This window comes from Chitinophaga varians (assembly GCF_014529945.1).
GTDB classification, from domain to species: Bacteria; Bacteroidota; Bacteroidia; order Chitinophagales; family Chitinophagaceae; genus Chitinophaga; species Chitinophaga varians.
In genome coordinates, this window is sequence record NZ_JACVFB010000002.1 from 575554 (window position 1) to 590512 (window position 14959).

Annotated in this window: 9 protein-coding genes; 3 read left to right on the plus strand and 6 right to left on the minus strand. The window is 49.0% G+C overall.

The features are described 5' to 3' along the window. Position 1: 1 nt before the first annotated feature. Together ICL55_RS10180 and ICL55_RS10185 are read left to right on the plus strand one after the other, a co-directional pair. Entirely contained in the window at positions 2–1141 is a 1140-nt protein-coding gene (locus ICL55_RS10180; protein WP_188096664.1) for a DNA polymerase III subunit, read from the plus strand. 147 nt (positions 1142–1288) lie between these two features. Continuing rightward, positions 1289–2776 carry a PSP1 domain-containing protein gene (locus tag ICL55_RS10185; protein WP_188096666.1) on the plus strand — a complete coding sequence of 496 codons (1488 nt, stop codon included), beginning with the start codon at positions 1289–1291 and terminating at the stop codon, positions 2774–2776. Positions 2777–2962: 186 nt separating this feature from the next. Here ICL55_RS10185 and ICL55_RS10190 read toward each other — a convergent pair whose 3' ends face one another. After that, positions 2963–4015 carry a nucleoid-associated protein gene (locus ICL55_RS10190; protein WP_188096667.1) on the minus strand — a complete coding sequence of 351 codons (1053 nt, stop codon included), beginning with the start codon at positions 4013–4015 and terminating at the stop codon, positions 2963–2965. A 140-nt stretch (positions 4016–4155) separates the two neighbouring features. Between ICL55_RS10190 and ICL55_RS10195 the strand changes: the two genes are divergently transcribed. Beyond that, positions 4156–5049, plus strand: a complete 894-nt coding sequence (locus tag ICL55_RS10195; RefSeq protein ID WP_188096669.1) for an SMP-30/gluconolactonase/LRE family protein — start codon at positions 4156–4158, stop codon at positions 5047–5049. 96 nt (positions 5050–5145) lie between these two features. Here the strand turns inward: ICL55_RS10195 and ICL55_RS10200 are convergent, their stop codons facing one another. The 5 genes from ICL55_RS10200 to ICL55_RS10220 form a co-directional block, all read right to left on the minus strand. After that, complete coding sequence (locus ICL55_RS10200) at positions 5146–8166, minus strand: glycoside hydrolase domain-containing protein (protein ID WP_246496214.1); 3021 nt, start codon at positions 8164–8166, stop codon at positions 5146–5148. A 125-nt stretch (positions 8167–8291) separates the two neighbouring features. Next, a complete protein-coding gene (locus ICL55_RS10205) occupies positions 8292–9776 on the minus strand; it encodes a RagB/SusD family nutrient uptake outer membrane protein (RefSeq protein WP_188096671.1) in 1485 nt (494 codons plus the stop codon). Positions 9777–9799: 23 nt separating this feature from the next. Then, positions 9800–12967, minus strand: a complete 3168-nt coding sequence (locus tag ICL55_RS10210; protein ID WP_223151406.1) for a TonB-dependent receptor — start codon at positions 12965–12967, stop codon at positions 9800–9802. A 247-nt stretch (positions 12968–13214) separates the two neighbouring features. Next, positions 13215–14279, minus strand: coding sequence for a FecR family protein (locus ICL55_RS10215; protein WP_223151408.1), 1065 nt, complete (start codon positions 14277–14279; stop codon positions 13215–13217). Between the two features lie 99 nt (positions 14280–14378). Further along, a complete protein-coding gene (locus ICL55_RS10220; RefSeq protein ID WP_188096675.1) occupies positions 14379–14939 on the minus strand; it encodes an RNA polymerase sigma-70 factor in 561 nt (186 codons plus the stop codon). Between the last annotated feature and the right edge of the window lie 20 nt (positions 14940–14959).

Genomic DNA, 14959 nt, shown 5'->3' on the forward strand with positions numbered 1-14959 from the left:
CATGCTTTTTTCGGAGATCATAGGACAAGCGGCAGCACAACAGCAGCTGATACAATCGATACAACAAAACCGCCTCAGTCATGCGATGATATTACTGGCTCCTGAAGGGGCTGGTGGATTGCCGCTGGGCCTGGCTTTCACCCAATACCTGGTATGTGAAAACAAACAGGCACATGATGCCTGTGGCCAGTGTCCATCCTGCCTGAAGGCGGCGCAGCATATCCATCCTGATATTCACTACTCCTATCCGGTGATTCCCCGAAAACCAGGCGACAAGCCGGTGAGCACGGACTACATCTCCGAATGGCGGGAGTTTGTGACCACCAATCCGTATGGCAACGCGTACGACTGGCTGCAGTTTATCGGGGCTGAAAATAAGCAGGGCAATATCACCGCCAACGAGTGCTCGGATATTATCCGCAAACTAAACCTGAAAAGTTTTGAAAGCGGCTATAAGATCCTGCTGATGTGGATGCCGGAATACCTGGGCAACGAAGGTAACCGGTTGCTGAAGCTGATTGAGGAACCTCCGGCCAATACCCTGTTTATTCTGATTGCAGAAAATCAGGAGCAGATCCTGGCCACCATCTTGTCACGTACCCATCTGGTGAAAATCAATCCCCTCTCCCGGGAAGACATGGAAAAAGCCCTGACCGGGAGAGCCAAAATACCGGCTGCCAAAGCCCGGCAGGTTGCTACCATCGCGGCCGGCAACTACCGGGAGGCTATCTTTTTGCTGCAGCATTCCGATGACGACTATCATGAACTGCTGCGCAACTGGCTCAATTACCTGTTCACCGGCAACCGGATAGCCCTCCAGGAATGGATAGAAGGTATTTCCAGCGCTAAAACAGGCCGTGAAAACCAGAAGCAGTTTCTGCGGTATTTCATCAACCTGCTGGAACATACGGTCCGCCTTCAGTATATCGACAAAGCCCAGCTGGCTTTCTCAGACGAGGAAGTGGATTTTGCCACCAAACTGGCGAAGCTGGCCAACCTGGAACAAACTCGTCAGATTGCCGATGTACTGGACAACGCGTATTATCACATTGAGCGCAACGCCAATGCAAAAATGTTATTTCATGCATTGTCTATCAAGCTACAATATATATTTAAAAAGAAACCTTTACCTGTTCTGTAATAACCGGAAAGCCGCTCCCCTCTTGTCATAGCATTTCCTTACCTTTGTCATCTCCCGTCCTTTTTGTTTTTCTGAAGGGAAAAGCGTATTTTAAAGGATTGGAGTAACCTGAAATGCTTATTTATAAAATTTAAACTATTTACTAATATGGCTTGTGCCGGATGTGGTACGGGTGTGGAAGGGAAGCCGTCAGGATGTAAGAGTAATGGAGGATGCAGTACGGGAGGTTGTAACCGACTGAATGTATTTGACTGGCTGTCCAATATTCCGCTTGGCGATAGCTTAGCACCATTCGATATTATAGAAGTTAGTTTCAACAATGGGAGCCGTAAGGACTTCTTCCGCAATGTTACCAGACAGCACCTTGATAAAGGTGAAATGGTGACCGTGGAAGGTGTCAGCGGATTCGATGTTGGCACGGTGAGCCTCACAGGCGAACTGGTAAAACTTCAGATGAAGAAAAGACGTGCTGAAGACACCCCCGAGATCAAAAAAGTATTACGTCGTTCCAGTAACGACGACCTGCAAAGGATGGCCGATAACAAGGCACGCGAAAAAGACGCCCTGATAAAATCCAGGGCCATTGCCCGCAATCTGGGCCTCGAAATGAAACTGGCAGAAGTAGAAATACAGGCCGATGGCCGTAAAGCCACTTTCTTCTACACAGCAGACGACCGTGTCGATTTCCGGGAACTGATCAAGGTATATGCCTCTGAATTCCGCGCCAAAGTGGAAATGCGCCAGATAGGCGCCCGCCAGGAAGCCGGAAAAGTAGGCGGTATCGGCAGTTGCGGCCGCGAACTCTGCTGCTCCACCTGGTTATCTGACTTCAAAAGCGTTAACACTACCGCTGCCCGATATCAGAACCTGTCTATCAATCAGGCGAAACTGTCCGGACAATGCGGCCGCCTGAAATGCTGTCTCAACTACGAGCTCGACACCTACCTCGATGCCCTGAAAGAATTCCCTGAAGATGCTGATACCATCGAAACTGCCGGCGGCGTAGCCAATCTGCAGAAAAGGGACATCTTCAAAAGCCTCATGTGGTACTCTTATGAAGGCAGCAATAAACAATACCCGCTCACCATTACCAGGGTAAAGGAAATCCGTCAGCTCAACCGTCAGGGCGTTAAACCTGAAGAACTGAAAGCGGTGGAAGTTGTGACTGCCAAGCCGAAAGAAACAGACCTCGGTTTCGCTGATGTGGTAGGCCAGATCAGCCTCAAATCGCTGGAAAAAACGGTGCAGAAACGCAAACAAAAGGACAAAGACCGTCAAAAACAGCAGAAAGCCGGTGACCAACAGCAGAAGCAGGGCGGACAACCTAAAAACGAACCGAAACAGGAACAAAAGTCGGCCCAGCAGCGTCATGAACGCCACGAACGCCATCATCCTGATCGTAAAAACAAACAGGAAGCCCGCGGCGGCGGTGGAGGCAATCAACCACGCCAGGGACAAGGCCAGCAGGGCGGACAACCCAGACAAGGCCGGGAACAACCACCACGGCAGGAACAGGGACAAAAGCCCCCGCAAAACCAGGGAAACCAGCAGGGACAAGGCGGACAACCCAAACAGGACCGTCGCCCCCCCAGGCATAAACCCAGGCCCAAACCTGATAATAACAACAAAGGATAAAAAGAAAAAGACAACCGTAATGGTTGTCTTTTTTGCTTAATTAAGTAGATATATAAAACTAAAAGGCCGCCCAGATGAGGCAGCCTTTGTTAACAATTGGTTTTTGCTTATGAGAAAAACTTAAAAAATACGTTGATCATTCTCTCTCACCAATTCAACAACACGGCTACCTGTGGCCTACTTCGCTTACGACTCGTTTTCAAACATCAGCTTATAGTAGTGCAGGTTTGTAGCTTCATCATATCCGCGCTCAATCATCTCGCGGTTACCATGAATATACACATGGAAATTGCGGTCCAGTTTCAGTATGCTCTTAAAAACCTTTTGTTGTTTTTTTACTGCCGGGGCCGAAATATCAAATTCGTCAGGGATCTCCTGTTGATAAGCTTGCTGGTACTCATTTCTGAATTCCTTAAAAGATGCAATCGCGTCCGGATGGCCTAATACTTCCTGTGCAAAATCTTCCAGCTGAAACTGTTCCTTCTCTTTAAAATAGGCAGCTGATTTATTCAATAAATCTACCTGGTCTACACGGTCCATTTCATATTCGGTTGGCAGCTTGTTGTGAATAAACTGTTTACACATATTCACTGCAGTTTCTGTCTGATGGTAGCTGTCTTCACGGCGCTGCACCTGTAAAAACGCGTCTTTCCAATAAACTGCTTCTGTTTGTTTGCTTATACTGTCAACTACGCTGACCTTAAAACCGTTTTCTTCTTCTGTATTAAAAATCAGACAACCTTTGTCAAGTTTATTTATGTTAATACCATCTTCATAGTCTACCTGATAATTCTCATCAGATAAAAACACTTTCAGATAAGTATCCCGGTTTTCCGATTTAAAGATGCCTATGGCCGCTACTTCTTCACCATCCACCTGACATTTGCTAAAGTACGCTATATAAAGCTCTCCGCCTTTCACTTTGGGATGGGTGGAATGTTTATATAGATGTTTGGCTATATTAACAGATTGCTCCTGAAACTCATTCTCGTCAGTAAATATACGGCGACAATATTGAAAAATTTCATTCAATTGTAAATCTGCCTCATGATAAAAGCGGAAAAATTCCGCTGAATTCGCAAACGGCTGTATAAAATAGGTGACCAGCAGCTGGGCAATCGTCTCCTCTTCCAGCTTCAACGGCGCCTTTGAAAAAAGAAGCGGCTCATCATTGGCTGAATTGCCCACCTTATGAATCGTAAGCTGAGCAAGGTCTTTGAATTCCGAAACATGAATCATGGGCGCAAAATTAAGAAATAAGTTGACAGTCCCGTTCGCCGATCACCCTACCCCCCAATTCCCCACCCCTTCCCCTGTACGGATCTTCGTTAAAAAATCGGTAATTCTTGAGTAACTTAAGCCTTCAAATATTCTAGCTCATGAAAAGACACCTCTCTCTGATGGCGCTGATGGCCTGCCATGGCCTCTCCGCGTTAGCCCAACATACCGACCGCCCACTCTACCAGGCCCGTGACCTTACCGCCGAAAATATGTTCTCTGTTAACATCGAAGGTCCCAACTTCGATAAAGCCGGTAACTTCTATGTGGTCAACTTCCAAAAAGACGGCACCGTGGGCAAGATCAACACCCAAACAGGCGCAGGGGAAATATTTGTAACGCTCCCCGACAGCAGTATAGGTAACAGTGTCAATTTCAACAGCAAAGGAGATATGTTTCTCCCCGACTTCAAAGGGCATAATGTGCTACGGGTAGACATGAAAACCCGTAAAATCAACGTGTACGTACATTCCGGCCAGTTCAACCAACCCAATGACCTCTGCATCAATAAAAAAGACCAGATCTTCGCTTCAGACCCCGCCTGGGCCACCAATGGCGGCCAGATATGGCGCATAGACCCCAACCGCAAAGCAGTACTGCTCGAAACAGGCATGGGCACCACCAACGGGATAGAGTTGAGCCCGGACGAAAAAACACTGTACGTCAACGAAAGTGTCCAACGCAAAGTCTGGAAATATGATGTAGACAAAAACGGGAATGTCTCTAACAAAACCCTCTTCACCTCTTTCCCCGACTTCGGCCTCGATGGCATGAAATGCGACAAAGCCGGCAACCTGTACATTGCCCGCTGGGGTAAAGGCGTGATCGCCATATTCTCTCCCAAAGGAGAACTGATCCGCGAAGTTCCCCTCAAAGGAAAAAACTGCAGCAACCTTATTTTCGGTGACAAAGACGGCAAGACCGTGTATGTTACCCTTCAGGACCGGAAATGCGTGGAAACATTCCGCAACGATATCCCCGGGAAACGCTACTAATCATTTAGGCATTTTTTCATTTTTTTATTTGATTATTTAGAGGAGCCCAGGTTGTCACCAATAATCAAATAAAAAAATGAAAAAATGCCTAAATGATTATCGAATGATAAGTATCCAGCCTTTATTTTTAGCAACCGGTATCTGCGCATCTTTCGTAAACGTACGGCCTTCCTGGAAATTACGTACAGCCGGCGCAGTGATCACCGCCTTCGCAGGGTCTATGCCCAATGCTTTCCAGTCGATTTTCAACTGTACCGTTGTATCTTCTTTAGCCCAGCTGGCGAGTGATATCAACACCGCACCGTCTTTTCTGTAAATCGTTGCCGGCACCTGCGGGTTATTGGTTTTAACCGGACTATTATCTACCCAATAGCCAATCATTTTAGTGCCCTGCATACCGAAATCGTCCCATACTTTCCAGATAGGCCGCGGGTCGGCGTTATCAGACCATGGCATGCGGTTAGTCATGCCATATACCATTCCTCTCCACGGATTGCCGCCATCCTGCAGCATTTCACCCATAAGGCCAAAAGGAATGCCACTCACTTCTGTCAGGAAAAAATCAGGATTGTTGTTTTCATAATCGAAATATTCACCAAACCAAAGCCTGTTCAGGTAAGGGAAATGTTCCATGTAGAGCATGCCGCTGTTGATGAACCCATCCGATTTATTGTACTGATTGGCAGAATGCAGGTCAATGATACCCGGATGCCCGTCCTTGGTGAGCACTCGTTTAATACGTTTCATGGTCACCCGGTCGAAGGCCACATCATCGAGGTAGATACCGTCTACGCCGACGTTTTGCACCAGCCAGTTCATGCCTTCCACATAGTAGTTGTGCCAGCGGTTCATCCCACTGTTGATGATCGCAGCATCCTTGAATTCCGGTACAAACCACGCCGCGATATAATCACTGTCGACGTGTTCCTGCAACCAGGAGAACCCGCCGCCTTTACCGGCACTGTACACTTCATGGCCCAGGCTGCGCAGTGGGAAAGTCTCCCAGGCATGGTTCGACAGCTCCCGTACGGTATTATATATTTTTACCTTCAACCCTTTCTGATGCGCTTCATCAATATAATCCTTCATCTTCTTCCATTCAATGAACGGATAGTTGATCCATGGATTGATGTCAGTACCATGGTGGATATTGACCACTGTAGCGCCGGTAGCTTTGATGCTGTCCAGGTTGTTGTACTTATGATAAAAACGGGTGCTCCACTGGAAGTCTGTATTGATAGGATGGAACGGCGTGATGATCAGATGGAAATTAAAATACAGGGTATCGCCCTTATGCAGCGTGCGTTCACCGCTATAGGCATTTACCAGAATAGCTTTCCCTTTCTCTCCGATAGTGATCCCGCCTTTATCACCATTGCCCCATGAAACGGGCAGCAGTAAAGGCTTCTGGAGATAGAAGTTGGTATTGAGCGGACGTACGTAATGTTCATCACGGAGCGTAAACTGCAGGCCGGCGTTGACATCGCCGAGCCAGGCGCCATCCTGGTTTTTATGTTGCACGTCCCACTTCCAGTCGATTTTTTCCGGGCGGAGACCACCCTTCTGATTGAGGCCCATCATGTATTTGGCCGCTTCTTTCTCGAAAGGCAGGTGAAGGGTAATATCTTTCAGGGCAACATCTTCCAGCGCAGTCACTTTCACGGTATAGTCCATATAGCCGTCGAATTCAAGCGCCGCCTGCACTTCCATTTGCAGGCCGGTGGTGGTATTAATGGCTTTCCAGCTGATTTTGCCGGCTTCCCTGCCGGTGATCTGCCATCCGTTGTTTTTCCATTTCAGGTCTTTGCCGTCTGCCGCAGCGATGAAATGGAAGTGTACCGGCTCTGTGAAGATGTTCTTCGCCTGATTGGACAGGGAGGTCATCTCCGGAGTGAAGAAGGTCTGTATCTGTGCGGGGAAACCATCTTTATGAATACCCACCTTACGGCCCAGCAGGCTGATGACACTGTCTTTCATGTCCAGCGGCGTATAGGGCGCGATAACGGAATTATCCTGTGCCAGCGTGGAATTCAGCCACTTCAGGCGCGTCTGTTTCCATGGCTCGTTAAACCCGCTGTTGACAGCTGTTTTGCCGGTCACGGTCAGTGTTAGTCTTACCGGCATGGCGGGCATACCTTCCGGATGGACCGTGACCACGCCTTTATACACACCGGGGGTGGCATCGGCCGGCACGTCGATACCGCACCACATGGCCTGTACCGTGCCTTCCGGAACATTGACGGTAGCCGTAAAAGGTTGTGCGTCATAAGTCGTTCCGTGTGTATTGATACAATGCAGCTGTGATGCCGGAATAGTTTTTCCGTCTGCTGTTTTAAGATCGTTGAAGTTGATTTGTACCTGCTTCAGTGCATGAAGGGCGTAGATGCCCAGCTGGAAAGAATAGTACTCTCCTTTGTCGGCCTGGCCGGCAAAGGATTGCGCAGGTCCTTGTTGTATCCAGCGCTGCGGCAGGTCGCGGGTCATGCGGACGGGGAAAGCACGGTCTTCCGGGAACACGAGGTAGCCGGCGCCGGGATGCTTCAGCAGCAGCTGTTTCATTTCAGCGGCCGTGGCAATCACTTCCATCGGATAAAACGTATTGAACGTATCGATGGCCTCCAGCTCTTTTACCGTGGTATTAGGCCTGGGCGGAACAGCGACTGTTTTCGCCCAGTTATTGCTGCCAGCGGGTTCCGCAGGCAGGTATACGCCTTTCGGGTAGTTGGCCCTTCCTTCGTTTTTATAGGGGAGATAATAAATGTAATAGGTTCCTTTACCAGACACCGGATCAAATACGATATCGCCCTGTTCGCGGTTGACAGACACGGGAAATACATTGCTGACCGGCTGTTTGGTCTGCGCGTCCTGCACGATGATACGTTTTAATTCGGGGTGCTGATCGTGCCGGCGCCACGGAATAATGACACGGGCGGGGCCGGCTGTGCCGTTGAAAGTTACTACGGCGCGGTGATTACCGAGAGAATCGGCATCCCAGTTATTGTTGCCGGCGGTATATTTCACCTGCTGGGCGCTGGCGGCGCCGAGGAAGGCAAAGGTAAAACCAGCCAGCATCATGCCTTTCCGCACGAGGCGGTCATGGTGTTTAGATGGATACATCAATGATTATTTTTACTTTTTTCATGTGGTCACTGCGGGGTTGAATTTACGCAGGATGGCGGTTATTTTCACGGATAATTATATAAATGGGAAAGCCCCGTGGTACGGGGCTTTCCTGTTATCGGTTATTGTATCGGGTTCTGTATCAGATTGGGGTCCAGCAGGATCTCTGATTCAGGGATGAAGTGCACCACTCTTGCATCGGTGTATTTGATGGTTTGTGGATGCTCTGGCTGTACGCCGGGATAATCACGGAAGACATTCCTGTTATTACGGAAGAGGTCAAACACACGATGTGTTTCAAAGGCCAGTTCCAGGCGACGTTCGTCCAGTACCACGTCCAATGCGGAGGCGTAACCCTGCATGTTGGCGGAAGAGAACAGCGCGTTGCCGCTCAGGCCTGCACGGGTACGGATGATGTTCACATCATTCAGTGCTTCCTGGTCTTTTCCCATTTTGGCGTTCGCTTCTGCACGGATCAGGTACATCTCCGCCAAACGCAGTACTACCGGGGAGCTCAGGGTCGGTACGTTGTCCTGGTTAGAGTACTTCAGGATGTACCATTTGGGAACATTGTTGCGGGTAGCCATTACCTTGTTTCCACCAGCATCAACAGAATCCTGACCAGACTGGGCTTTCAGGTATACCGGTTGCACAAAGGCATGACGTACGTCCTGTGGAAATTTATCCAACAGGGTGCGGTAGGACTGAGAAGCATAGATTTCACCGTAACCCATACCACCGGGCGACATGTAATACATAGAGCCGATGGAGCTCCAGGTACGGTCATCCTGTAAAGTATGGTGAATGGCGAAGATGGTTTCGTTATTGTTTTCGTTGCTTTTGGTAAAGTAACGGGGAAGTTCAGCGGTGCTGGCCAAGGTATACTTGCGACCGATGATCACAGAATCTGCGTAAATAGCGGCAGAGTCGTTACGCCCCATATAGAGATACGTTCTCGCCAACAAAGCCATGGCAGCGCTTTTGGAGGCATAACTGTTGCTGTTGTCATCATTCATCAGCGCCTTTGCACGGGAAAGATCCGCCACAATCTGCGCATATACCTCTTTCACTGTATTACGTTTAGGCATAGCCGTTATATCGTATTTGGTGACAACGGGAACGCCTAAATTGGTTTCCGGGCTTTGGCTGTATGGGCGGCCGAAAGAACGTACCAGTGCAAAATGAACAAATGCACGGATGAACAGATTTTCGCCGATCAGCTCATTAACCGCGGGGGACTTGCCTTCCGGCATTACTTCCAGCAGTCTGTTACAACCGGTAACGGCTTTATATCCCATACGCCACATCTGGCCGGTATTACCCTGATTGGTAAGGTGGCCGTAGGTATAAGAGTAAAACAGCGGGTCGGTGGTGGCGCCGCTTAGTGCCACGTCATCGCTGGGGAACTCACCCATCTGGAAATAGTTACGGGTAAAGTTTTCTTCTTTGAGTAATGCATAGTTACCCGCGGTGGCAGCGGGCCATTTGGTTTCATCTTTCAGCACGCCATCGTCTGGTATGCCGCTGTATGGTTCCTTATCGAGCGAACAGGAGGCGGTAAAAGCCACCAGTGAGAGCCCTGCAATATATTTAGTTATCTGCTTCATGAGAATATCTTTTTTGCACCCTGTTAAAAATTGATTTCAAGTCCGGCAAACCATTTGGTACTGAAAGGGTATTTGGTGCCGTTGATACCGCGGTCGTCTACTTCCGGATCGATACCGGAGAACCGGGTAACGGTCCACAGGTTGTCGCCTCCTACGGATACACGCACATTGCTCACCTTCACTCTGTCCAGCCATTGTTTAGGCAGAGAATAGCTCAGGTTCACATTCCTCAGGCGCAGGTAGCTGCCATCTTCCAGGAAACGGGAAGAGGGTTTATGCGCATTTTTATTTCCGCCGATCACATATTTCGGATGGGTGGCGTTGTCTCCGGGATTCTGCCAGCGGTTCCAGCCTTTATCCAGCTGCATCAGGTTATAAGTGTAGTAAGCACCGTCGTTGTCCATCAGCTCACGGGTGCTGTTGTATACATCATTACCGGAAACGAAGGCCAGGAAGGCAGAAAGCTGGAAGTTTTTATAAGACCATACGTTGCGCATACCGCCGAAGAATTTAGGCGTTGCAGAGCCTACGATCTGGAGGGTGGCATCATTGTAGTTGCTGGTAGTGGTAACGGTCTTTTTCCCATCAGCATCGGTGGTAACTTTTTCCCATGTGGGGTTGCCATTGTTCGGATCTACACCGGCCCATTTACGCATATAGAAGCTACGCATGTCCTGGCCTTTCTGCAAGATAAAAGAACTGCTCAACGGATCGATGATATAGTTTTTGCCACCATAGAGGTCCCTTACGGTGTTTTTGTTGAAGCCGATATTGAAATCAGTACTCCATTTAAACTCGCCTACCAGGTTATCTGTGCTCAGGTTGATTTCAATACCCTTGTTACGCACACCGCCTACGTTCTGTGAAATGTAGCTGTAGCCGGCGGTCCCGGGCAACGGTACATTAAACAACAGGTCTTTGTTGTCTTTCTGGTACACGTCAACGCTGAGGTTGATCCGGTTGAACAATCCGAGGTCAAAACCGATGTTGGTGTTGTACGCTTTCTCCCAGGAGAGGTTAGGCACGTTGTAAACGCTCGGATAAGCGCCCGGGAAGCCGTTGTACTGGGTATTGATCGCATAGGCGCCGATAGCGGCATAATCACCGATTTCAGCGTTACCGGTAGTACCGTAGCTGGCCCTTACTTTCAGGTTGGTAATCGCTTTGATGGATTTAATGAAATTCTCTTCTGAGGCAGCCCAGGACACACCAAAAGCATAGAAGTTACCATACTGCTGGTTAGCGCCAAACTTGGAAGAACCATCTCTTCTGAAGGAAGAGGTAAAGTAGTATTTGTAGTTGTAATTATAGTTAGCCTGAATAAAATAGGAATTAAACACGCGGTCTATTTTGGTACCACCGATAGACATAGGAGAGGAAGTGGCGCCCAGCACGTCTTTACCGGCCAGGATACCTTTTCCTTTGGCATTGATGTTACCCCAGTTGATCTGTTGGAATTCCGCGCCTACCAGTCCGTCGATGTTATGTACTTTGTTGACAGTGTAACGGGCTTTCAGCAAATTGGAACTGATGTACACGGTGGTATCCAGATAATAGTTGTACAGGTTACCACGATCGTCAGCACCAGCGGCGGTTCTCACGTCACCATTGCTTTCGTTGCGGTCGTGGTAGTACTGCGCACGGTTGGTGGTGCTGAATGACAGCCATTTGGTGATGTCATATTCCAGTTTCAGCAACCCTTCGAGGGATTGTCTGGTATGTTTATCGTAGTTATACTGCTGATCATAGAGGAAGTTGGTCATATCACGGCCGTACCAAACGTCTGTATTCACCGGGTTGATTGGGTTACCTTTTGCATCATAGGGTTTGTCCCATGGCAGGTTGGTATAGTATTGATATAACGATCCGCCGGAGTTGTCCCGGTCCCGCTGCTGTACGGCTGCGAAGTTGGCGCTCACGCGGAGTTTTTCGGTGATGTTGTGGTCGAGGTTGAGGCGGGCACTGAAGCGTTCTACGCCGGTACCTTTAAGGATACCATCTTCTTTGTAGTAGTTACCGCCCAGATAGAACTTGGTTTTTTCGTTACCACCGCGGGCAGACAGTTCATAGTTCTGATTGGAGGCATTTTGGAACGCCAGCTTCTGCCAGTTGGTATTGATGTCTCTGATGGAAGGGTCCAGTTTTCTGCCGGCAGCTGTTTGCAGGTCATAGAGCTGCGTTCCGTTCATCAGGTGGAAATGTCCGGTATTGAGTTGTGCGGAACCAACGTTGGTACGGAAGTTCACCTGTGTTTTACCGGCCTTACCGCGTTTGGTGGTGATTACCATTACCCCGTTAGCGGCGCGGGCACCATACAGCGTGGTGGCAGCAGCGTCTTTAAGGACGGTTACTGTTTCGATATCGCTGGGGTTGGGCAGGCCACCGATGATACCGTCTACCACTACCAGCGGGGCGTTGCCGGCAGTGAGCGTACCGTTACCTCTGATGCGGATGGTAGGCGTAGCGGCGGGGTCACCGGAACTGTTACCGACGAATACACCGCTGACTTTACCTTGCAGCATTTTATCCACGCTGGTGGCCTGTACATCTTTCAGCTTAGCGCCACCAACGGATTGTGCCGCACCGGTGAGGTTTTTCACGGTGGTGGTGGTATAACCCATCACTACTACTTCTTCCAGCTTTTTGGTGTCAGCATCCAGTTTTATGTTGATCTCTGTGCGGTTGTTTACCGGTATTTTCTGTTGCACATACCCTACAAAGGAGCACACCAGTGTGGCATTACCAGAGGGCACCTGTACGGAAAAGTGGCCACTGGCATCGGTTACGGCGCCTCCTGAGGTACCTTCCACCGCGATGGTAACACCGGGCAGCGGCTCATGTGTGCCGGCATCGGTTACACGACCAGTGATTTTCATCTGCTGGTTATTCACCGGGGTGATCACCACCAGGTTGTTTTCCAATACACGATAAGTGACATTGGCGCTGGAAAACAGCTGGCCAAGTACATCGTTGAGCTTCTTGTTCCTGACGTCAATGGACACTGCCTTGTCCAGATCGGCGAAGTTCTCATTGTAAAAAAAGCGGTAGTTACTGGTGTTTTCAATCATTTTGAAAACCTCGCGGACGCTTTTGTTTTCTGCGTGTAGTTCGCTAATTCGGTCCTGTGCGGAAATGGTGGCAGATACTTGTAAAATGCTTCCGAAAATTAGCAATCCCGTCATTCTCATCATTAGGAATAATTTTCGCCTGGGGCAAAGAAATGCCGCCAAGTTTAGAGTGGATTTCATAAACTTGTATAGATTTTAGTTAAACGATGAATTACGGCAGAACGCCCGTCGCAAAGGCTACTGCACACTAAGTGATTTTCGTTGGATTGGGGTAAGTCGCATTACCCCAATTTTTTTCAGTTGTTCTTACTGTTCATGCAGTGGTTTTTACAGGTTTGAATAATCGTTGTTCTGTTGACCTGCTTCATGGTTATTTACCGTTCCGCAGTGCGTTGGCATATTTTTCTTTCAATACTTTATCCACGCTGATGGTTACTGTTCCCTCCTCTATCCTGTAGTCCAGAGGGGCTGTCAGCTTAAGGATGTTGAGCACCTGTTCCAGGGTTTCCTGGCGGAAAGTCCCGTTGAACCGGTAGTTTTTCAGTTCTTCTTCTTTGAAGACAACGTTTACATTAAATCTGCGCTCCATGGTGATGGCCAGTTCTTCCAGTGTCTGACCGGTTACGATCCAGTTACCGTCTTTCCAGGCCGTGTATATATCCGTGTTGCTCACTTCTTTTGTTTCCACCGGGGCCGGGGTGATAGCGGAATTACTGCTGCTTTTGCCGGCAGGCCGTTGATCCGCGGTATGTTTATACACCACATGTTGATGTGGTTTTAGCATTATTTTGAATGGGTTGGCCGTACTGCTGCCATCTATCCTGACCGCTCCGTCTACCAGGGTGGTCACCACGCCTTTGTCTTCCGGATAGGCCCTTACGTTAAACGATGTGCCCAGCGCCAGTATCTTCAGATCGGAAGCGTTGACCGTAAACGGTTTCGCAGGATCTGTATGGACCTTAAAAAACGCTTCTCCTTCCAGCTTCACTTCTCTGCCGGCGGTATTAAAAGAAGAGGCGTACTCCAGCCTGCTGCCGGCATTGAGCCATACTTCTGTTCCGTCTGACAGTTCTATTTTGGTCGTCGCTCCCTTCGGGCTGGTAACGGTCACCCTTCCCTGGTCGCCCTGTCCCTTTTTGAGTGTGAGCCAGGAAAACACCACTCCCCCACCCAAAACAAATGGCAATGTATAGGAGGCGGCAACCTTCAGCACCTGTTTCCATCTCTTTACAGACACCGGCGCATTGATCTGCCGCATTTCCTCCCAGGCCGCTTCCGGATCATAAGGACCTGTTGCCGCGGTTGCCATCCAGGCATCCCGCAGCTGTATAAAGTATTCCCGGTTCTCCGGGCTGGCGTCTATCCATTTTTCCAGCTCCTGCTGGTCTTCCGGCGTAATATTACCAGACATGAATCGCGCGATCAGATCATCCATCTGCCCAGGTGAATAGTTAGGCTGCATATTTTTAAACAAGTAGTAAGACAATTTTTTAGTCCCCATAGGGTGACAGACAAGAAAAAAAATTTTCCTGATTTATTTCAGCAACGGCAACAGCTCGTCCCGCAAGCGTTGTAGCGCACGGGTCATTTGCGTTTTTACCGTATTCACGGAAATACCCAGTTGACGGGAAATTTCGGGATAACTCAACTGTTCAAAGCGGCTTAGCCGGAATACATCCTGGCATTGTGGTGGCAGTTTACGGATAGCTTTTTCGGCCATATGTTCCAGCTCCGCGTTCTCCAGCCTTTCTGCCGGAGTAGGCGCGGCTGGCATGTTCATTAAGGTAATACGGGATTCGAGCTGTTGTAAGAGCTCATGGCCATAGCGGGCCCTGATGCGGTCCTGCTTAATGTAGTTAAGACAATTATTCTGGACAGCCCTGTACAGGTATGCTTTTACCGATACCTGTATGTCGAGGTCATCATAACGTTCCCAGACTTTGAGGAAGGTGTCCTGTACAATTTCTTCTGCCAGCTCATGACGGTTTACAAAATCAAAAGCAAAAGTGCAGAGCGCAGCGTAGTACGTTTTGAAGAGTCCTTCAAAAGCCGGTAACTGTTGTTTATGTTGATTGATATGTAAACTCGCTTCCAAAGTATTCAGATCCTGACACG